General features: G+C 42.6%; 20 protein-coding genes. 8 read left to right on the forward strand and 12 right to left on the reverse strand.

What is annotated here, in order from left to right:
• Nucleotides 1–113 precede the first annotated feature (113 nt).
• From K7A41_RS08410 to K7A41_RS08420, 3 genes are all read left to right on the forward strand, one after another.
• On the forward strand, nt 114–596 hold the full coding sequence (locus tag K7A41_RS08410) for an adenylyltransferase/cytidyltransferase family protein (RefSeq protein WP_051606577.1): 483 nt from the start codon (nt 114–116) through the stop codon (nt 594–596).
• A gap of 18 nt (nt 597–614) precedes the next feature.
• Nucleotides 615–1,067: an adenylyltransferase/cytidyltransferase family protein gene (locus K7A41_RS08415; RefSeq protein WP_265713375.1), complete on the forward strand. Its 453-nt coding sequence runs from the start codon at nt 615–617 to the stop codon at nt 1,065–1,067.
• 75 nt (nt 1,068–1,142) lie between these two features.
• The gene (locus K7A41_RS08420; protein ID WP_265713376.1) at nt 1,143–1,538 is read left to right on the forward strand and encodes a hypothetical protein; all 396 of its coding nucleotides are present in this window, start codon (nt 1,143–1,145) and stop codon (nt 1,536–1,538) included.
• Here the strand turns inward: K7A41_RS08420 and K7A41_RS08425 are convergent.
• Nucleotides 1,525–3,240, reverse strand: coding sequence for a hypothetical protein (locus K7A41_RS08425; protein WP_265713377.1), 1,716 nt, complete (start codon nt 3,238–3,240; stop codon nt 1,525–1,527). The two genes, K7A41_RS08420 and K7A41_RS08425, sit on opposite strands and share 14 nt — an antisense overlap.
• Before the next feature lie 238 nt (nt 3,241–3,478).
• Between K7A41_RS08425 and K7A41_RS08430 the strand changes: the two genes are divergently transcribed.
• The gene (locus K7A41_RS08430) at nt 3,479–3,982 is read left to right on the forward strand and encodes a DinB family protein (protein WP_265713378.1); all 504 of its coding nucleotides are present in this window, start codon (nt 3,479–3,481) and stop codon (nt 3,980–3,982) included.
• Nucleotides 3,983–4,032: 50 nt separating this feature from the next.
• On the opposite strand, the gene K7A41_RS08435 is transcribed toward K7A41_RS08430, so the two are convergent.
• The 4 genes from K7A41_RS08435 to K7A41_RS08450 form a co-directional block, all read right to left on the reverse strand.
• Nucleotides 4,033–4,614, reverse strand: coding sequence for a peptide deformylase (locus K7A41_RS08435; RefSeq protein ID WP_265713379.1), 582 nt, complete (start codon nt 4,612–4,614; stop codon nt 4,033–4,035).
• Between the two features lie 56 nt (nt 4,615–4,670).
• Nucleotides 4,671–5,237 carry a Crp/Fnr family transcriptional regulator gene (locus K7A41_RS08440; protein WP_028068842.1) on the reverse strand — a complete coding sequence of 189 codons (567 nt, stop codon included), beginning with the start codon at nt 5,235–5,237 and terminating at the stop codon, nt 4,671–4,673.
• A 62-nt stretch (nt 5,238–5,299) separates the two neighbouring features.
• Entirely contained in the window at nt 5,300–5,713 is a 414-nt protein-coding gene (gene arr / locus K7A41_RS23745; protein ID WP_398456136.1) for an NAD(+)--rifampin ADP-ribosyltransferase, read from the reverse strand.
• Between the two features lie 365 nt (nt 5,714–6,078).
• The gene (locus K7A41_RS08450; RefSeq protein WP_265713381.1) at nt 6,079–6,570 is read right to left on the reverse strand and encodes an NUDIX domain-containing protein; all 492 of its coding nucleotides are present in this window, start codon (nt 6,568–6,570) and stop codon (nt 6,079–6,081) included.
• 174 nt (nt 6,571–6,744) lie between these two features.
• Between K7A41_RS08450 and K7A41_RS08455 the strand changes: the two genes are divergently transcribed.
• Nucleotides 6,745–7,134, forward strand: coding sequence for a helix-turn-helix domain-containing protein (locus tag K7A41_RS08455; RefSeq protein ID WP_028068845.1), 390 nt, complete (start codon nt 6,745–6,747; stop codon nt 7,132–7,134).
• Between the two features lie 94 nt (nt 7,135–7,228).
• Here the strand turns inward: K7A41_RS08455 and K7A41_RS08460 are convergent, their stop codons facing one another.
• The 4 genes from K7A41_RS08460 to K7A41_RS08475 all read right to left on the reverse strand — a co-directional run bounded on the left by K7A41_RS08460 (nt 7,229) and on the right by K7A41_RS08475 (nt 13,557).
• Entirely contained in the window at nt 7,229–8,425 is a 1,197-nt protein-coding gene (locus K7A41_RS08460; RefSeq protein WP_265713382.1) for an MFS transporter, read from the reverse strand.
• Between the two features lie 200 nt (nt 8,426–8,625).
• Nucleotides 8,626–9,543: a bestrophin family protein gene (locus K7A41_RS08465; RefSeq protein WP_028068847.1), complete on the reverse strand. Its 918-nt coding sequence runs from the start codon at nt 9,541–9,543 to the stop codon at nt 8,626–8,628.
• 174 nt (nt 9,544–9,717) lie between these two features.
• Nucleotides 9,718–10,782, reverse strand: coding sequence for an NAD(P)-dependent alcohol dehydrogenase (locus K7A41_RS08470; RefSeq protein WP_028068848.1), 1,065 nt, complete (start codon nt 10,780–10,782; stop codon nt 9,718–9,720).
• 138 nt (nt 10,783–10,920) lie between these two features.
• On the reverse strand, nt 10,921–13,557 hold the full coding sequence (locus K7A41_RS08475) for an ABC transporter permease (protein WP_265713383.1): 2,637 nt from the start codon (nt 13,555–13,557) through the stop codon (nt 10,921–10,923).
• Between the two features lie 184 nt (nt 13,558–13,741).
• Between K7A41_RS08475 and K7A41_RS08480 the strand changes: the two genes are divergently transcribed.
• Entirely contained in the window at nt 13,742–14,611 is an 870-nt protein-coding gene (locus tag K7A41_RS08480) for an AadS family aminoglycoside 6-adenylyltransferase (RefSeq protein WP_265713384.1), read from the forward strand.
• A 24-nt stretch (nt 14,612–14,635) separates the two neighbouring features.
• On the forward strand, nt 14,636–15,226 hold the full coding sequence (locus tag K7A41_RS08485) for a methyltransferase (protein WP_028068851.1): 591 nt from the start codon (nt 14,636–14,638) through the stop codon (nt 15,224–15,226).
• Nucleotides 15,227–15,228: 2 nt separating this feature from the next.
• Here the strand turns inward: K7A41_RS08485 and K7A41_RS08490 are convergent, their stop codons facing one another.
• The gene (locus tag K7A41_RS08490) at nt 15,229–16,761 is read right to left on the reverse strand and encodes a SulP family inorganic anion transporter (RefSeq protein WP_028068852.1); all 1,533 of its coding nucleotides are present in this window, start codon (nt 16,759–16,761) and stop codon (nt 15,229–15,231) included.
• A 172-nt stretch (nt 16,762–16,933) separates the two neighbouring features.
• On the opposite strand from K7A41_RS08490, the gene K7A41_RS08495 reads away from it, so the two are divergent.
• Complete coding sequence (locus tag K7A41_RS08495; RefSeq protein WP_265713385.1) at nt 16,934–18,391, forward strand: DUF3943 domain-containing protein; 1,458 nt, start codon at nt 16,934–16,936, stop codon at nt 18,389–18,391.
• Nucleotides 18,392–18,431: 40 nt separating this feature from the next.
• On the opposite strand, the gene K7A41_RS08500 is transcribed toward K7A41_RS08495, so the two are convergent.
• Together K7A41_RS08500 and fbp are read right to left on the reverse strand one after the other, a co-directional pair.
• Nucleotides 18,432–19,880 (reverse strand): L,D-transpeptidase family protein, encoded by a 1,449-nt coding sequence (locus K7A41_RS08500; RefSeq protein WP_265713386.1) that lies wholly within the window; start codon nt 19,878–19,880, stop codon nt 18,432–18,434.
• Nucleotides 19,881–19,995: 115 nt separating this feature from the next.
• Nucleotides 19,996–21,006: a class 1 fructose-bisphosphatase gene (gene fbp, locus K7A41_RS08505; RefSeq protein WP_028068854.1), complete on the reverse strand. Its 1,011-nt coding sequence runs from the start codon at nt 21,004–21,006 to the stop codon at nt 19,996–19,998.
• Nucleotides 21,007–21,185 lie beyond the last annotated feature (179 nt).

The following is a 21,185-nucleotide window of genomic DNA, read 5'->3' on the forward strand; positions in this document are numbered from 1 at the left end:
CAATCTCCGGAACATCTTAGGAAAAAAATAATTTAAAATTAAAACGAAATCTGCTGAACGAGGTTCTTATTGTACTTCTTCAATATATATTGCAGGTTAAAAATAAATACATTATGAAAAAAATAGGAATTACCTTTTCTGCTTTTGATTTGCTCCATGCTGGTCACATCAAGATGCTCGAAGATGCAAAAGAACAATGCGACTTTCTGATCTGTGGTCTTCAGACTGATCCAACTTTAGACAGACCCGAAAAAAATAAACCGACGCAAACCGTATTCGAACGTTATATGCAATTAAAAGCCTGCAAGCATGTGGATATGATTATTCCCTATGCCACCGAACAGGACCTGGAAGATGTACTGCGTTCCTATAAGATCCATGTACGGATCTTAGGCGATGAATATATGGATAAAGCTTTCACCGGACGGAAATATTGTGAGGAAAAAGGTATAGTGCTTTATTTTAATCGACGCGAAAACCGGTTCTCCAGCTCTTCTTTACGTAGCATTATAGCGACCAAACAGCAAGCCAATCAGGGAGCGATTGTCAATATTAATGAAAATACCAATTATCCATTGAAACGTGCGAATGCATAACTTTTTAAACTAGCAGATATGATTATAGGAATTATTTTCGGTGTTTTTGATATGTTACATGTAGGTCATATCGTCGCTTTGCAGGAAGCCAAACGGCAATGCGACTATCTTATCGTCGGCCTCAAGACAGACCCAAACCGGCAGGAACCAGGTGAATATGTACCTGCCCAGACCATGGTAGAGCGATTTATAAAATTAGAAGGATGTCAATTTGTTGATGAGATCATTCCGTATGAATCCGATGATGATATTACTGATATGTTGCAATCACTGCCTATTCACAAACGCTTTATTGGTGAAGAATATAGAGCCATAGATTTTCCCGGAAGAGATTACTGTGTGGCCGAAGGCATTGAAATCATCTATACCAAGCATAAAAATCGCTTCTCCAGCCATTCGCTACGAAACATTGTAAGCACAAAGGAAATGGAAAAGTCCAGCAAAAGTTTTATGATGAAAGCGGCAAATTAAAAACTATCCAGAGTCCTGATAACGAGCCATATACTCCTAGTTCGATAATAAAAGGCAAAAGCAATTTATTCTTCAATGATGGAAAAGATCAATATCGGCATAATAAGCAATATCAGAAAAATCCGGCTAGCTTATCGGACTCTATTCAACGAACATCCGCAAAGCCCTGCAAGAGTTGTACTTGAAGGGCCTTCGATTGATACTGTCAGCATCTCACCCAATATCTCACCCCAGCTCTTATTATTGGATTACCGGATCGTATACAAGGATGCTGACCTCTTTTTTGCATTGACAAGAGATCATTTCGGAAATATCCCGATATTGCTAATAGCTGATCAGACAAATATCAACCAAGCAAGATCATGTGATCGTTTTATTCGTTCCTTACTAGCCGTTGAACTTGATCCTCTACAATTGTTCTCCCATATTAGAAGTTCGGTTGGTTGGCATACATACATCAGTTTATCCTAAAAATCGGATATAGCAGATGGGATTTTTCATAATAATCAGAGTGCTTATAGATCCAGTCTAACTGAGCTCTCCCATCAGTTGCAAATTCCGGATTGTTTACTTTTTCCCGTTCGAAAGCTATTTTCAAGTTCTTGTTTTCCTTGAGCAGCTTAGCGGCCGTATCTTCAAAAACGTAAGCTGAATAATATTCTTTCTGCCCTAGAATTGCATCAAAAAAATTCCAGTTGAAGTAGGAATCGGTTGCCTCGGGTTCCAATGTCTCCAAAAGATATTTCACACCATCCTGATCTAGTGGAATTAAAAGATCGCCGGCGCTAAACTTGCGCGCGGCAGATTGGCGGACTATATCGGTGTCGTAGTGCAAATAATGGCCCTCGTACGGAGAAGTGACAGTCTTGAAATCCTTGATTCGATATTCCTCCACGTTCAGTACAGTGTCCTGCTGGATCGGAATCATTTTAATATGATTAAGTTTTAGCAGATCAACGACTTTCCATTCAGATTGAGGAATTACATAATATCTCGGGATAATGATCTTTTTAACGGGCACATAGGAATTATACAGTTTGATCTTTTTTGAAAATTTTGCATTCCGATCATACCATAACCTCTGGGTTGATGAGACTTCGCTTGGTTTATATTTTGCTTCATAACCTTTGAAGTCGATGTTTTCATATGTTGCTGTATCCAGTTTCCAGGAAATCGGATAGTCACTTCCGACACGATATTGGACCAAATTCTCGGCCTTTTTCCGCTGTATAACCTGATAATTCTGCTCCATAAACCGAATATTATAATACATATAGTCATAAGTTGCCTTGACACGGTCAGCATAAGATTTTAGCATGTGTGTTTCGACCACTGTTCCGATAACGTTAAATAGACTGGTATAACCCGTGGCATACCTCGGGGAATCCATAAAAACTGGAAAACCAGCATCGGGAATATCGTTATGAATATTTACGTAAGGAACCGATAAAAAACCATTTTTTTGCAGCTGACGTAGCAGTGTTTTTTGCATTTCATTGTTTAAATAGCTTCCCAACTTGTCTCCCAGTCGCTCCTTATTTGTCGATATATAGGTAAATGTATATTGATAGTCTGCACCATTGCTTACATGGTTGTCAATAAAAACATCGGGCTTCAACCAATGGAAAATCTGCTGAAAGCTTCTTGAGTTCTTCGTATCAGTTTTGATAAAATCACGATTTAGATCATAATTGCGCGCGTTACCGCGAAAGCCGTACTCCTCTGGCCCGTTCTGATTGGCTCTTGAGAAACTGCCCCGATTGAGCATACCACTTATATTATAACTCGCAATAGCAGCGACGACAACGTTCTTGGGTATCGTTATCTTGCCTGTTGCCAGGTCCCGCATAAGCATCATCGTCGCATCAATACCATCTGGCTCACCGGGATGGATCCCGTTGTTTATCAGCAATACGGATTTTGCTACCCTTGATTCTTCCAGAGCCTTCCTTGATGGGTCAAATATGACAACGTCGATGGGCATGCCGTTATCATCTTCACCTCTGGTCTCATATCGTATAGACAGGTATTGACTGGACAAAGCTCGGTAGAAATGCTGCATCTCTGCCAATGTTGTCGTTTGATTGCCATTTCCGCGTTCATAAGGTGTCAGATTCTGCGCATAGGTAACACTGACGGTCAGGAAAAGCAATAGTATGGGAAACGTATTCATAAATAAAATTTGAAGGACTAATTTACAACAAACTTTATTTAAATCGTAGTCAGATTCACACCGAACGCTCTACCGCTGTATTGTACCCAGATACCTGTATTCAAAATCGGGATCTTCATCGGTCCATCATACGTTTTAATCGGTATGTCAGAATCCATCAAAACCATTCCAGCTTTTCATACGTTATGTAAAAATAGGACTAGTCATCCAGATCTCAATTGAATATTGCGAAAAAATTATGGATAATGTTATAATACGAGATATCATCCAACAGCTTAGGGATGTCGAAAACGCCAATCTATGGATTGATGAAAACTTTGAAAAAAAACTTTCCCAAGTAAACGGGGAGACAGCTTTTGTGCGGCCAATTTCTGACCTGCATAGTATTGCCGAAATCACTTCGCATCTGATTGAATGGCGTAAAGAAGTACTTAGCCGACTCAAAGGCAATCCTCGAGGCCTTGAGATTAACGATGGAGCAAATTGGCGAACGAACGAAGAACTACAACAACGACGCTGGGAAAACATACTCAACGACTTCCATGCGACCCAACTGCAGCTAATCATATTTCTAGAATCTAAAGACGATGCATATCTCTGCACATCTTATCCGCATGCTGATACAACGTTTCCGCACGATTATAAATACATGGTAACTGGCTTGCTCCACCACGACCTCTATCACCTTGGACAAATGGGCATTGTAATCAAATTTTTAAATCAGCAACAAAAAGGCCTTTAGTCCTAATTAGGAATGCTGAACAAAAGCCTCCCGCTTGAGCTCATGAAGTGTTAGATAAATGTCATCGCATAACAATTGGTTATCTGCCCCTTGCGGATTTTTTGCAGTTTAGACTCCAGCATCCTTTTCGTCAATGGCTGTAAATGGTCAAGATAAAGGATGCCAAGTGTGTGATCATATTCATGCTGAATCAACCTCGCGGTCAGCCCAGAGAACTCACGACGTTGTTTCTCAAAGTGAGCATTATAATATTCGATCGTAATTGACCAGCTGCGTTTCACCTTACGGGAAATTCCGGGGATGCTTAAACAACCTTCTTCATCTTCCCACATTTCATCGGACCTTTTGATAATCTTTGCGTTAATGAACGTTTCTCTTATGCCTTCATCGGTTACATCGAAATATACTGTCCTATCTTCATAGTCTAGATTCCTATAAGAGGAAATGCTATCGACAACAAACAATCGGATGGGAATGCCGATTTGTGAGGCCGCTAATCCACAGCCGTTGGCGTTTTCCATAGTTTCCCATAAATCCGCTATCAATGTCTGCAACTGCGGATAATCTTTGTTTATGGACACACAGTCCTTTTTCAGTACGCTATGCCCATAGGCTAAAATGGATCTCTTCATCTGTCATCTTTTTAACAAAGATCACAAGTCTCAGGCATTCAGACAATGAACCTATGTTAACAAATCTCCCGACGGATACGGCTCAAGCCCTGTGGCGTAATGCCAATATAGGATGCAACATATTTTAATGGGATCAACTTAATTATTTCAGGCTGTTCGGTAAATAAATTTATATAGCGCTCCTTTGCACTATATTTCAATAAAGAGACCTCTCTCTTACTCTTAGTGAGAAATAGTTTTTCTGCAATATGACGTCCTAGATAATTCCCCACCTCGCTATGGGCATAAATGTGCTGAAGATCTTCATAGGAAATATACCAAACTATGGTCTCAACCAAAGCCTGTAATTCATATTCCGACGGTGTCTGTGTCAAAAAAGAATCGTAAGCACAGGTAAATTCTTTGTTAAAACAGAAATGAAAAGTGATTTCTTTTTCTTCGTCGGGAATACAAAATCTAACAATACCGCTTTCTACAAAAAATAGGTTATTTTCAATCTGCCCCCTAGCAGTGATAACCTCATTTCTCTTATAGATTCTTCTTCGAAAATGACGAGCGATAAAATGCCATTCCGACTCGGACAATTTTATAATCCGTTCATAATATTCTCTAATATGTCCCATATGATCAACTTGCACAGCAGTACGACGGAGTCACCCTGCGGTCAAACGCTTTTATGTTATTATCAATTTATGATTTGCCCCTTGTTATCTTCCAGTTTTCGCCGAAACTGCTCCAGTTCTGCCGGACTCGGTCTCTCCCAGTCGGTTACTTCTCCAATAATTTTTAAGGGCGAGCGCGAACGGTAGGATCGTGTTGGATTACCCGGAAATTTCTGGTCCGTAAGATTTGGATCGTTTTCGAAGCTGCCCACTGGTTCGACTAAATACACGTGTTCCCGGCCCTCACCTTTGGCCAATGCCGCAGCAAGACCAGCTCCATTGACAAGGGCAGTAAAATAAATATGGTTCATCTTGACATCCGCCTTATAATTGGAATTCCCCCCAGGCGTCAACAAATCTCCGATCTTCAAATTCGCTCTGGTACCATGATAAAAAGGTCCTTTGTCAGAGGGATTGCCGGCGAGCTGTTTTGACAATGCTGCATAATCAGCCGACTTTTTGGCTTGCCCCAATCGCCCATATGATTCAGATATCTTCAAATAAAGAAAAGGCAACGCACTCTTTACTGTATCATCATTTATTTTCATCGCGTAGCGCAACACGGTCTCTTGCCATTTTAGCGTATCCGATAAGGTGTCTTGGTGCCTGGATAGATAATAGCCTGCCAGAAATCTCTCATGGTCGTTCGTTGATTCGGTCCATCCCTGCTCAAACAGTCTGGCAGCTTCTTCATTATTTCCAATATCCTCCATGGCCATTCCCTGTAGACAAAGCTTAACAACAGCATTAAAGGGTGAAAATTCCATATTTAGTTTATTTGATGTTCCTACAAAGATAATGATTAATCAACGCTAAAGCATCGTCCTTCCTTCGTCTCCAAAATAGAGACTAATTGTTCGAGAAATGACACTTGCATCACATTGATCTTCTGTTTTGCTTCTTCTAAGGTGAACCAGCCCGCTCGATCTACTTCCGGGAAGCTGTGTCGTGTACCCGATCTTGGCGGCCACTCTATCTCGAAATGGTTGCTGGATATCGCATCAGGGTCAATGGTGCCCTCAACAGCCCAGCACTTTACCGTTTTTCCACCCTTCTGTCGGATGGGATCCAGCAGAATAAACTGTCCCTCGGGTAAATACCCTGTCTCTTCGAAAAATTCACGCTTGGCTGCACTGAGCTCATCCTCGTCTTCTTCAACCTCTCCTTTGGGCACCGTCCACCAGCCGTCATCTTTTCTGACGAAGAACGGTCCTCCCGGATGCACCAAGAAAAACCTGATCTGTGAGTCCTGAAATTTATACAGCAATAAGCCTGTGCTAAATTTTCCTTTCATGAGCGCTAACGATCGATACCTAACTATTGAACGAATATCATACCAATAGTGGTGTAAGATTATTTTTTTTAGTATATTTACTCCACAGTCAGCATCCGACACACCAATCACAGCGTTATATTATAACCCCCCCACATATTTTTTTATATTTATAGTTGGAAAAATAGCATAAACATGTCAAATACAGAAGGTAAATCTGAAACAAGAGCAGCAGAGATAACCCGCAAATACTTACTTTTTTTGGATAAACATATTGACGATGTTGTACAAGGCCGTGTGTCGGATTTCATGGAACTCAATGAGATCGCGAAAGAACTGGCTATATCGCATACACACCTCACCGATACGGTGCAAAAAGAGAAAGGTAATCACCCCTGTTATTTTTATGACCTCAAGATTATCAATAAAGCAAAACAACTGCTGGCAGATTCGGACCTCTCTATTGCCAAAATCGCTTTGGTATTGACGTATGACCCCTCGAATTTTTCGAAATTCTTTAAAAAATGGACTGGGCAGACTCCTGGCTCCTTTAGACAAAAGAATAAGATCCCACTGGAGTCGTAGAAAAATGATATGCCGGCGTTTGGTACTTAGATTATCCAAGCCGCGTGGGTATATTACCTGAAATTACTATATTCCACTTATTGCGTCAAGCAGACTAATGCTTATCTGCTTGACAGAGTGCAGCTGCATAATTCTCGCTTTTGGTTCTTCTCACGTAAAATAACGAAATAATAATGCCCCCGGCAGTCATTGCAGTTCCTACTAGTAGTGGAGAGGCATAGCCATATCCCTGCTCAATTGGAACTCCGCCCAGAAAGGCCCCCAGAGCATTGGCGATATTGAAACAGGCTGGGCCCAAGGATGCCACGAGCATTTCCGAATCACTCTTTACAGAATTAAGCAATAAAACGGTAAGTGATGGCACTAGCGCAAATGTGGTCATTCCAGTCCAGAAAGTCATGACCAACGAAGCCCAAGCAATCGAAGCAGTATAATAAGTCGTAAGCATGCTGAGCATCTGAATTATCAGTACAACAATAACAACTACCGGAGCAGAAAAGGAATCCGTAAGCTTTCCGCCAATCAGGTTGCCAACAAACATACCCAGTCCAGCCAGAACCATAATATACGGCAAGTGTTGCTCCGCAATGCCGGACACTTCACTCATCAGCGGAGCAATGTAGCTGATCCACGCGAAAAGAGCTGCAGGAGCCACTGAAAAGATCAATATCATAAACCAGACATTGCTATCCCTAAAGATGGCGAGATCTTCCCAAGGATTTGTTCTCTTCTGTTTACCTATTGTTTTTGGAAGCCATAATTTTAAAGCGATAATGGTCAGCAAGCCAATTAGTGCAATCAACAAAAAGGTATAACGCCATGAAGAATGATGCCCTATATAGGTTCCCAGTGGTACACCAAGCAGATTCGCAACAGTAAGGCCAGAAAACATAATGGATACCGCCTGGGCTTCCTTACCTTTTGCAGCAAGACGGCTGGCCACCACGGATCCCACACCAAAGAAAGCCCCATGAGGAAGCCCCGATATAAAACGCGATAACAACAGAAAGTGATAATCAGGAGCGATGATCGAAAGACCATTAAAAATAGTGAAAAGCACCATTAGCACGATCAGCGTCTTCGTGGGCGAATACCGGTTCATACCCAGTACAAGTAACGGAGCGCCGATAACTACACCTAATGCATATGCTGTAATTAAATAACCTGCTTGCGGGATTGAAACATCGAGATCGTTGGCAACATCTGTCAACATTCCCATCATCGTAAATTCCGTAACACCAATGCCCAGTCCTCCGAGCGCAAGTGATAACAAACTTTTTTGAATTTTCATTTCTTCAAAGTATTTGCTTACAAAGTTCCGACAGGAAAATATATAATCAAAATAATTTAAATTTCGATAATCTATAACTATAATTATACAAAAGCAACAACTGGCCCCCGCATGTACACAAATTGCACAGGGAGGCACTTATTTCACATGATAAGATTTAAATGGAAGTGTGTAAGAAAGTTCCTGCTTCAAAAGAGGTATCAGTCAATGATATTGTGGATCGGTTTGTGGTTTGTATCGATTTGCTTACCGATCATTTCATAAATAGTATGATCAATCACACTACACATACTATTAAGTGCCAGATCATTTGCTTCTATACCAAAGGGTTCTTCAATTTCGTCGGCTATGGCTTCCAGGGCGACAAAAGTATACGCAATAAAAACCACAATCAATGGCATAAACCACCCTAGCGCATCCACAAGACCAAAAGGCAACAGAAGACAATAAATGTAAACTGTGCGATGCAATAGCACACGATAACTATAGGGAATCGGAGTGGAAATTATTCTTTCGCATCCGCCGACGATATTTGCCAGGTTATCAAAATTTTCATCGAAACGGGCCTGTTGTATACTATCTATTCTATTTTCCTCTCTAGACTGCTCTACCCACTCAGCCATTAGTTTTAGTACTATGGCTGGCTTGTACCGCGCATTTTGGACCAGCCGGAGCTGTTGAGGGCTTAGCCTTGGCGTCAAGTCGTCATGCGCGTCTGTCTGTCGCAGCTGATGTTTAAGGGCATGTAAAAAAGCACTCAATAGGTTTACAAAATCGGCAACGGTATCTTTATGGGCTTTTGGACTGCCTAAAGTTAAAGCCTGCCGGGTCAATGAACGGGATACATTCAGCAAGCTCCCCCATAGTTTGCGACCCTCCCAATACCTTTCATAACTGACATTGTTACGAAAACCTAAGAACAAAGCAAGTACAAAACCAAAAAGTGTCAGCGGAGCGGTATTCAATGGGACTTTAAAGGAAAAGATATTGCCACGAAAATAAGCGACCGATAAAGACAGGGCAAACAATAATAACAACCTGGGGACTAGGGCAGGTAATACGGAGCCATGCCACACAAAAAGCATCTTAAACCAGTTTTCCTTTTTTCTTACAATCATTGCTTTTGCTCAGATCACTTAATTATCCTTGCCTCACGAGACAGCCAACTGGCTTATATCCTATCGTATCACTATCCAAAGATAAGTTTATAATTTAATAGTGCAATCAGGAAGGATTATTTTTATCGGCATCACATAGTAAAAAAGGCGGCATCTTCGATACCGTCTTTTTTGTCATTTTCCCTGTTTGTCAATGGATGCCATATCAATCACAAAACGATACTTCACATCACTATCTAACACCCGCTGATAGGCCTCGTTGACATAATCGATATCAATAAGTTCTGTCTCCGGAAGAATATTATGCGCTGCACAGAAATTAAGCATATCCTGAGTTTCTTGTACTCCCCCAATGCTCGAAGCCGTCAGAATTTTATTCCCCCCCATGATGGAACGTCCATTAATTTCCATGGGAGCTGCAGGAATGCCAACACAGATATAAACTCCTTGTGTTTTCAATAAGCTCAGATAAACATTGTAATCATGAGGTGCGGAAACCGTATCTATAATAAAATCGAAATACGAAGCTGACGCAGTTATTGCTGAGGCTTCTCGTGCATTCAGAAACTTCTGAGCACCCAGCAATGCCGCATCCGCTTTTTTCCTTGGCGAATGGCTTATCATGGTCACCTCAGCTCCCATAGCAACTGCGATCTTAACAGCCATATGCCCCAGTCCGCCTAGCCCTAGTACACCGACTTTGTGTCCTTTCCTGACATTCCATCGCTTTAATGGTGAATAAGTGGTGATACCGGCACAAAGCAATGGCGCGACTTTCGTAATGTCCAGCGTCTCCGGCACATGCAAGACAAAATTGGCATCAGCTACAATATTATTGCTATAACCACCATATGTACAAGAGTGGTCATGCATAACGTCGACACTATTATACGTCCACACGGTCTTCTTCTGCTGACAGAACTGCTGTTGATCTGACTTACAGTTATCGCATTCCCCACAGGATGCAACCATACAGCCTACGCCTGCAAGATCTCCTTGTTTAAACTTGGTCACTTCACTTCCCACAGCCTGAATCCGTCCAACAATCTCGTGCCCTGGAACAATGGGATATTGTGTCCCCCCCCATTCGTCACGAACTTGATGGATATCCGAATGGCAGATACCGCTGTACAGTATATCGATTAACACATCATTCGGACCAAGCTCTCTTCTCTCAAATTCCCAGTATTCGAGTGGCGAATGCTGGTCTTTTGCCGCATATCCCTTCGATTTAATCATTATTCCTTTTTTTTAGTAAAACAAAAAATACAAATTACAGTACGAAGGTAATAGCTATTCGCTTCGGATAAAAAATAACATTCGGATATTGACATTGCACAAACAAACTGAAGTGCCGACGTACTTATTGAAGTAACTTTACTCATCCCTTAGCGATTCCACTGGATTGGCAATTGCTGCTTTAATCGACTGATAGCTCACAGTGAGGAACGTCACAGCAATAGCGCCGACACCGGCAAGCACAAAGATATCCCAACCAATTGATATTCTATAGGAGTAACCGGACAAATAGCTTTCCATTGCCCAATAGGCCGCTGGAAACGCAAGTACACAGGAAACCACGATCAGCACGACAAACTCCTTTGTCAGCATCTGTGTCACGCCAATGACCGAAGCCCCAAGCACTTTACGGATACCTATTTCCTTAGTCCGGCTTTCAGCCATATAGGCAGCCAAACCAAATAGCCCTAAACAGGAAATAAAAATTGTCAGCCCCGCAAATAAGCTGGCTAGTTTACCTGTGCGTTGCGCATCGGCGAATTTCCTTGCATATGCTTCATCCACAAATTTGTAATCGAAAGGATAATCCGGGTTAAACTTCTTGAAAACGGCCTCAGCTTTCGCTAGCGCATCCATCGTGTTTAGCTTCGGATTAAGCCGAATATGCATCGTGCTCATCCAATTGCTTGCCCCTTCTATAACCAGCGGTTTCACCGGCTCAAATGGTGATTCTTGGATAAAATCCTTAATCACGCCAATAATTTGGAATTTTTTTCCACCATCATTAAAATACTGTCCAATAGGATTCTTAAAACCCATTGTTTTCGCAGCGGTCTCATTGATTATTGCCGCCGTTGAATCCGTGGCAAATTTCGTCAAATCAAAGTCCCTTCCGGCCACTAGCTCAAAACCTGCCGTTTCCACCACCCGATCGTCACCAGTCTGACGGTTAAACTGGATCACATCATTTGGATTTTTCCCTTCCCATGTAAAACCATTCCAGCCACTCCAGCGCTCGGTGAGAGGCGACATCAACCGACAGACCGATTGGGCAATATTCTCGGCCAACAACGCCTGCTTGACCAGCTGCACGTTTTTTGGTAGCTCGCCTACCTCCTGCACATAAATAAGATTATCTTTTTTAAACCCAAAATCCCTGTCTTGTGCATGTTTAATCTGCTTCCGTATGACGAGGGTGCTGATAATTAGGACAATAGCGACACTAAATTGACTAACCACCAGTATCTTGCGTGGATTAATCTTTTTGTGAACATTTTTAAACTTTCCTTTCAGTACTTTGATCGGGTTAAAAGAGGACAAAAAGAACGCGGGATAGATACCGGCAAGGAAACCTGTCGTTAAAATGAAGCCCAAGAAGGATAACCAAAACGTATATTTCTGGACGGGTAGGCTAAATTTCTGGCCTACCAAGGTATTGAAGCTGGGCAAAACGACAGCAAGGAGAATCAGGGCAATGATTCCCGATATAAAAGCTAACAATAAAGATTCCAGTAGAAACTGAAAAACAAGCACACGCTGATGTGCTCCTACCACCTTACGGATACCGACCTCCTTGGCTCTTTTCTCGCTTTGTGCTGTACTCAGATTGATAAAATTAATACAGGCGATTAATAGGATTAAACAGGCTACGATGCTAAAAGTCTTAACCATATCTATCCGGCCGCCTACAACCTTGCCATTTTCGTATTTATTGTAGAGATAGATATCACCAAATGGTTTTAAGAAAGTCTCGGTCTCAATACTCGAATTACGGGGAACAATATCTTTGATCTGTTCCTGGATCTTGCCAAGCTGCGCACCTTTGTTAAGCTCAACATAAAGGTCAACGGAACTATTGCCCCATTGGCTATCTGAATAGCCTAATTTTTCCATCAATGTCCAAGGTAGGAAATAGGCATAGCCACTGAAAATAGTATTGGCCTCGCTTTTTTTCAGCACCCCAGTGACGGTTAAGACATGAACAGTATCGATTTGTATCGTCTTCCCGATCACATCTGCACTTCCGAAAAGCCCTTTTGCGGTTTGTTCGGATAGTACAATGCTCTGAGGTGAGGTTAACATGGAATGACGATCTCCCGCATATAGCGGAAATTCAAACATATCGAGAAACGCTGAATCAACAAAGGCCCCTACGTCAGCCATGACCTTTTTTTCTCCTGTACTAAACAACAAACCGTTTATACTGCTTAGCCTTGACACATCTTCAATTTCCGGCACCTCGTTTTTTAACACTGGCGCTAAGGGCTTGGCCGTAGAAAACCAGACATTAAGCTTGTTATCCGAAAAATCTCTGGATCCAACTGTATATAATTCCGACGTTTTCGGGAAGTGCCGGTTAAAGTTTAGCTGAAAACTCACCCATAACAAGATCAGCATGGCTGAGCACATACCCACCGCCAGGCCAATAATGTTCGTTAGCGTAAAGCCTCTGTTTTTCTTTAAATTACGAAAGGCTATTTTGAAATAATTTTTAAGCATAGTCATCAATCGTTCCAAGCAACCCACTTGCCATACAAATAACACGCTGATAAACACAATATTAAAACAAACAAACACCAATTTCAGCTGTCCATTATCGAACGCTTTTTGTCCGGAACTGAACAGCTGTCCTCTCATATTGTCGCAAATACACCGGCCTTGTACTTTCCCCTTTCCTTCAATTTGAATATTACCAAATAAACGTTTTCGGCCCAACACTGGAAATTTCCCGATGGATAATGTTAGCAATACAGCAACAAATATACAATTACTCACAAACCGGACAGTTTGGACTTACGCCCTGCAATAGGTTTGTCCCAATTCGCCGCTCAACAATTTGCTTTAGCAGAAACTAAAACCACGCTCGCTGGATGCTGCGTCAAACCGATAAATATCTCTGTGTAATGAAAGCTTTAATGGCAGGTAGATCTTATCTTTATAACATCTAATATTTCATAGTATGGTAAACAGAGACAAAAAACTGCAAAATATTATTAACTGGTCAAAGCGTAATGATGATATCCGGGCGGTACTGTTAACTAGCTCCATGGTTAATCCGCTTGCTCCGGTGGACGATTTAAGCGATTTAGATATTGAACTGATTTTTGAATACAACCAACACTATATCGCCGATAATCAATGGCTACACAATTTTGGTACTCCCATAGCGATGATCGAAGAGGGCGAAACTAATTTCGATGGTAAACATGCCATGAAAATGGTTCTTTATGAAGATCAAGTAAAAGTAGATTTTAAACTTTTTAGTAAATCGAATTTTCTCGGAGAAGTCAAACAAGCACAACTCCCTGAAGATTGGGATATCGGATATAAGGTATTATTGGATAAAGACGGAATAACGCATGGCCTAAAGAAACCGAGCCATCAGGTATCTATTATAAAAAAACCAAATAAACTTAAATTTGAGCAGGTCCTAAATGACTTTTGGTGGGACTGCACATATGTTGCCAAATGTTTGGTCCGCAAGGATATCTTCTATGCAAAATTCATGGCGGAAAACAATATCCGAACAGACTACTTAGTTCCACTCATCGAATGGTATATTGCAAACCAGCACGACTGGAATATCACGACCAATAAGCACGGGCGGCTTTTCCAGACCTATCTCACTGATGAAATGTGGAACAAAACATTACTTACGTTTGCTGGGAAAGAAATTGAAGAAAACTGGAATGCCCTGTTTGCAATGGCAGATCTTGTCTCCCAGATAGGTCGTGAGCTGTCAAGTCAGTTGGTTTATGAATATCCTGAACAGCTTGAAGCCGACATCCGGAAATATCTGATTGGATTAAAAACAATTTCCTTAACTTAACGTCCACCTACAATACGCTGGCACATGGATACATTGGAACTGAATAAAGACTATTGGGACGAACGCTATAAAAAACATGAAATCGGCTGGGATATTGGCTATGCATCGCCAGCGATCGTCGCCTATGCAACAGCATCGATTCCAAAATCCGCCACGATACTGATTCCCGGCTGTGGCAACGCCCACGAAGCTCGGGCCCTGTTATTTGAGGGCTTTACAAATCTTACTTTACTTGATATCGCACCCACACTTGTTCGTAAGGTGCAAAAACAATTCGATAAAACTAAATACGTACGGGTTGTCTGTAAGGACTTTTTCCTGCACACACCACAGTACGATTATATCCTCGAGCAAACCTTCTTCTGTGCGCTCCATCCCAGCTTGAGAGAAAAATATGTCGAACAAATGGCATCTTTGCTGCGCCCCGGGGGAACTCTTGCCGGTCTATTGTTCAACAGGACCTTTGAAAGAAAAGGTCCACCATTTGGTGGAAACATTGCTGAATATCAGAAGCTGTTTAATAGCCTTTTTGACATTGTACAGATGAAGCCCTGCGCAGACAGTATCCCACAAAGGCAGGGCAGTGAGCTTTTTATTGAACTGCGAAAGAAGTAAAGTCAGTTTCCCGGCATTACTTTATAAGTCGGGTCCTCTTTAATATTCACTAAAGCGACTCCTTCAGCATTCTTCAGCAGAGATCGGCAATCCTCACTGAGATGCCAGAGCTCAATCTTTTTGTCCTGAGCCGCATACCGTTCGGTGATTTTATTGAGCGCATCAATAGCAGACATGTCAACAACCCTGCTTTCTTTGAAATCTAAAATCACATGATCAGGATCTTCGTTTACCTCAAATTTTTCCAAAAAATTGGCAGTAGAACCAAAGAAAAGCGGGCCATAGATTTCATAGTGCTTTACGCCATCCGAATCTATGTACTTTCTAGCTCGTATACGTTTGGCATTGTCCCAGGCAAATACAAGGGCAGATATAACTACCCCCATCAGCACAGCAAGGGCCAAATTGTGCAAGAGCACCGTGATTACGGCGACGAGCATGCCAACAAATATATCTGACTTCGGAAATTTAGTAATGATACGCAAGCTTACCCATTGAAAGGTGCCAATGGCAACCATCATCATGACACCAACCAGTGCAGCCATCGGAATCTGCTCTATGAAAGGAGCACCCACCAAAATGATCAACAAAATGGTCATTGATCCAATAAACGCCGATAATCGGGTGCGGGCGCCGGCGTTCAGGTTGACTAAAGTCTGTGCAACCATAGCACAGCCCCCCATACCGCCAAAGAGGCCATTTATCGTATTGGCGATACCCTGCGCCATGGACTCACGATTAGCATTTCCCTTGCTTGCCGTGATCTCGTCCACCATGTTTAAGGTCAATAAGGACTCCACGAGGCCCACTCCCGCCATCACTAAAGAATACGGAAAAATGAGCTGTAAGGTCTCCCAATTCCATGGGATGTCTGGAAAATGAAACTGCGGCAGCGAACCACTTACCGAAGCGATATCCACCACTTTCTTGGTGTCGATTCCCAATGCTGACACGAGAACAAAAATTACCAAAATAGCTACCAGAGAGGCAGGTATAGCCTTGGTAAGACGTGGAAACCCGACGACGATCAATATCGTCAATAAGGTGAGTCCGCCCATGACATATAACGTGCCCCCCGTCATCCAGGCCATACCAGTATCCGTGTTCACCTTGAATTGGACAACTTGTGCCATAAAAATAATAATAGCCAAACCATTCAAAAAACCATACATAACCGGCTGCGGGATCAGACGGACAAATTTACCCCACTTAAATAAACCAACCAAAAATTGTAAAAGACCTGCTAACAGCACTGCCGCAAAGAGATAATCTATTCCATGGCTCGCAGCCAATGCCATCAGGACAACCACGGTCGCCCCAGCTCCACCAGACACCATTCCGGGCCGCCCTCCTAAAATTGAAGTCACTAGTCCCATTAAAAATGCAGCATAAAGCCCTGTCAAAGGAGGCAACCCCGCCAAGATCGCAAAGGAAAGCGATTCGGGTATCATGGTCATCGCTACTGTCAATCCAGCGAACAACTCATTCTTGAGATTGACGGATCGCAGCGAAAAAAAGTCAAAGGTATTATTCATGTCGATAGTTGTTGTAGCCTCCAAAGAAGCGATGCAAAGGTAAGCATCGACCCGCCATATCCGCAATAGAGATACGCTCTAAATAGTGGTGACGAGAGCCATTATTGCAAACACTTTCCGTTAATAATTGTTATTCTTATCAAATTTTATTGCAAAACAGTATATTAACCCTATGAAGCAACACATTGGCCCTTTCCCCTACTTATTCGTTCTTTTTCTGCTACTGTACAACACTTGTTTTAGCAGTATACCCACTGCCCTTGTTGCTGATGACAGCATTTATCATGACATATTTCGGCCCAGTCGCCCACTAGCTCCTGCTCCTACCACACGGTTTGACAGCCTGACAATTGAGCAGAAGAAAAATTTCCTGCGCGCCGGTATAGAGTGGTTCTCCATTCAGGCGATTCCTGCTTCGGTCAATTATTTTATACGGAAAGATCCTGTTGCCAACATCTCCTTTAAGAATTTTTTTAGTCATCTTAAATTTTCTGCCTGGACTTGGGATGACAATCATTTTGCGACTAATCAGATTGCCCACCCCTATCATGGCCAGTTTTATTTCAATGCTTTTCGGTCCAACAATTTTAGTTTTTTGCAGTCCACGGCAGCTACGGTCGCAGGTAGCTATATCTGGGAAACTGCCGGTGAAACTGAACCCCCTTCCATCAATGATATCATTAATACAAGCTTTGGTGGTACTATTCTGGGAGAGATGACCCATCGGCTGTCGCATCATATACTGGCCAGGCCGAGCCTGACGAAAAGCCAGCGCAATAAAAAGGAAATTTTAGCCATGTTGATCAATCCGATCAACGGGTTAAACCGTTTGCTCGACGGCCGCTGGGGGAATACACACAAAGGCACAGTGATAGATAGTTCCTTAGTACATACCGAAGTCGAACTTGGTATACGTCGTTTTGATGCCAAAGAACACGATATTATCAATCGTGGAAAGAATGACATCTATGCCCGCATCAAACTGATCTATAATAATGATGCTTTAGACCGCAAGAAACCTTTTGACGACTTCTACCTCAATCTGGAAGTCGGCTCAGACGACAGCTCCATCGTGAACGCTGTCAATATCTATGCATCACTGTATGGAAACCGCGTACTATCAAATTTACCAGGCCGTCACCGCGGTATTCTGTCCGCTCATTTTGACTTTCTGCGTAACGAAGCCTTTTACTATGGATCTCAAAGTATAAACTATACTCTTTTTTCACACTTTGCCATCGGCAGTCAAAGTAAGTTAACAACTGTCTTGGGCGGTGGACCAGTCATACTGGCCGCGGTGCCCGACCCTTACCTTCATTTTGGTGAAAGCCGTACCTACGATTATGGCCCCGGAGCAGATATCCGGGCGTCAGCAACCCTCAGTACCCTGAAGCGTTTCAAATTTGGCGTCGACTATCGCGGTGGTTACTTTGTTACGATAAGCGGCAATAAGTCGCACCACTACCTGCATACCGCCTCCACCAGTGCTGCCTTACGGATCTGGAAAAATTTTGGCGTAAACCTGTATTCAGGGTACTTCAGACTAGAAGGACACTATCGGTATCACAACAACGTTAATAGAGATTATCCCTTTGTCCGCCTAGCACTGGCCTATAACTCTGAATACTAGAAGAAGTGCCTTTTTTGGATGGGCTGCCGGTGAAGTCGGCTTAGTTCGCCCAGTACTTCTTTAAAGCTTCTTTCAGTCGCGGATCATAGCCATAGATGTCCGGATAGGACACTATTTTCCCCGCATCATCCAGCCATGTTGTATAGTACGTAAGGTATACAGGCATCTTTCGCTTCAATGTTACCCAACGTGATTTGGAGATCGAATCCGTCGTGATCTCTTTTGCGATCCGCTCGGCCTGCTTTTCATTATTGACGAGGTAGCTCGCCAGATCTACCGGCTTTTCTACGCGTACACAACCATGGCTCACCGCACGGTTGGTCTGCCCAAACATCTGTTTGGCCGGTGTATCATGCAGATAGATCGAATACGGATTCTCAAACAGAAATTTTACATTTCCCAATGAGTTGTCTGAGCCCGGATTCTGTTTAAAGCGAAACTTTTCGACAGAGTCGGCATTCCAGTTTACCGTGGCCGGATCCACCTGTTTGCCTTTATAATAAGCTACCATGTTGCGTGACGCCAAATAGTTTGGGTTGTTTCTTACACTGGCCAGTAACTCTTTTTTAACTATACTGCTCGGAATATTCCAGACAGGGTTTACCTGCATAGCATCCAAGACGCCCTGCATTACAGGCGTTTCGTGATTCTCACCCTTGCGCGTATACCCCGGATTAGTCGTCTCTCCTACACATACATTCATCACTTGCCGGGATTTGCCTTCTTCTACAATATGTAACCGTTGCTCGGGGATATTGACAAATACATAGCGTTCGGGAAACACCTCGCCCATCCAGCGCAATTTCTCCAGCGTCATCAACACACTGATCCGTTGCGCAGGATCCAGATCCCCATTCTCCAACAGCTCCTGAAACTTGAGATAATACTGATTTTTTGGCTGAACGGATGCTAAAACCGCCCCAATCGAAACGCTATCCATCAAACGTGCTACATTGCCGTAGTTCATACGCTTTTGCGGTACAAAATAACGACCATACAGACGCTTGGGATTCACCATCCCATATTTGAGTCCGCTAACATAGGCGACAAACCCATCTGTACCCAGCAAGTCCAACTTTGCCAAAAGAGGATAGGCTTCTGCCACATCTTTGGGCTTCAATTTGCGAAGGGAAAATAAGGTTTCCTTAATTTCAATGGTATGGAAATAGCTCGTACGTATGCCATGCGCCTCACTCCGCTCAAAATACGTCAGCATCGTATCCAGGCTTCCATCAAATAAGTGGCTAGCAACTAAAGTCATTCCTTCCGTCGAATCAGCCAGCTGCTTCATCCAGCTTGGATTATGTAATTTAGCCTTCTGCTTCCCGTAGACTTCCCAGAATACTTTAACATAAGCCGCTGTATCGAATTCCTTATAGGACTTTTGATCAAAACCCTCTGCCAGCACATCACCATATGTCGGCGGATTCTCTTTACAAGAAAAAAATACTATTGAAACGAATGAAATAAGAACTAAAAATCGTGACATACTACAGATAATGAAAAAGAAATGGCTTCGCAATAATGAAGCCATGTTCGGTGCACAAAGATAAATAATTCTTTTTGGCAAACGAATGCCCTTTGTCATCGAATCACTACAGGAATCAATCCCTATATTTTTGAAGAAAATCCTCAAGAAGATCAACCATCTCCGTATTCCCTAGAAATGCTGCGGAGCGCTGATGTAAGCTCCTGGGCTCAATATCCAGAATACGTTGACAACCATTGGATGCCTTTCCTCCTGCCTGCTCTATGATAAAAGCAATGGGGTTACATTCGTACATCAGGCGCAGTTTGCCATTGGGATGCGCAGAGGTCGTTGGATAAAGAAATATACCGCCTTTCAACAAATTGCGATGGATGTCGGCGACCATCGAACCAATATAGCGGGAAGCATACGGCCGTAGGGTTGACGGATCTTCCATCTGACAATATTTGATATACTGCTTAACACCGTTAGGAAATTTAGAATAATTCCCCTCGTTGATGGAATAAATATGTCCGGCTTCAGGTATTTTCATATCGGGGTGAGATAAACAGAATTCGCCGATTGAAGGATCCAACGTAAAGCCATTCACGCCTTTTCCAGTAGTATATACCAGCATGGTGGAGCTGCCGTAGATCACATAGCCCGCGGCAACTTGCTTGGTCCCTTTTTGTAAAATATCATTGTTGTTGCAGGAAACACCTGTGTCAGAAATCCGCCTGTAGATCGAAAATATGGTGCCGACAGAGACATTAACGTCAATATTGCTTGACCCGTCCAACGGATCTATACAAACAATATATTTCGCATTTTTTGACACACCAGAATGGATATAAACGGGGTTTTCATGCTCCTCTGACGCAACCACACAACATTCGCCCCCACTTTGTAGCGCCTTAATAAACTGCTCATCGGCGTACACATCCAACTTCTTTTGCCCTTCGCCTTGAATATTCGTCTGCCCCGCGTCGCCCAGAATATCTACCAGACCGGCTTTATTCACTTCTCTGTTGACGATTTTTGCGGCGATACCGATATCGCGCAGCAGCCGGGAGAGCTCTCCTTTTGCATATGGAAAATCGGCTTGCTTTTCAATGATAAATTGACCTAGTGTAGTGATGCCACTCATAATATTGTTATATTGGATATTTGTTGCACAAAGCTAAAAAAGTAAACTACATTTTAGCAAACCAAATCGACTAAACCCGTACATTTTAGCAAATCAAAATACGCAATCGATTGCGGGTATCCTTGCTAACTTTCTTATGCTAAAACGATTATAGTCAACAAAAAGGCAACGATGCTCCG

The sequence above is a fragment of the Sphingobacterium sp. InxBP1 genome (assembly GCF_026191775.1).
GTDB lineage: Bacteria > Bacteroidota > Bacteroidia > Sphingobacteriales > Sphingobacteriaceae > Sphingobacterium > Sphingobacterium thalpophilum.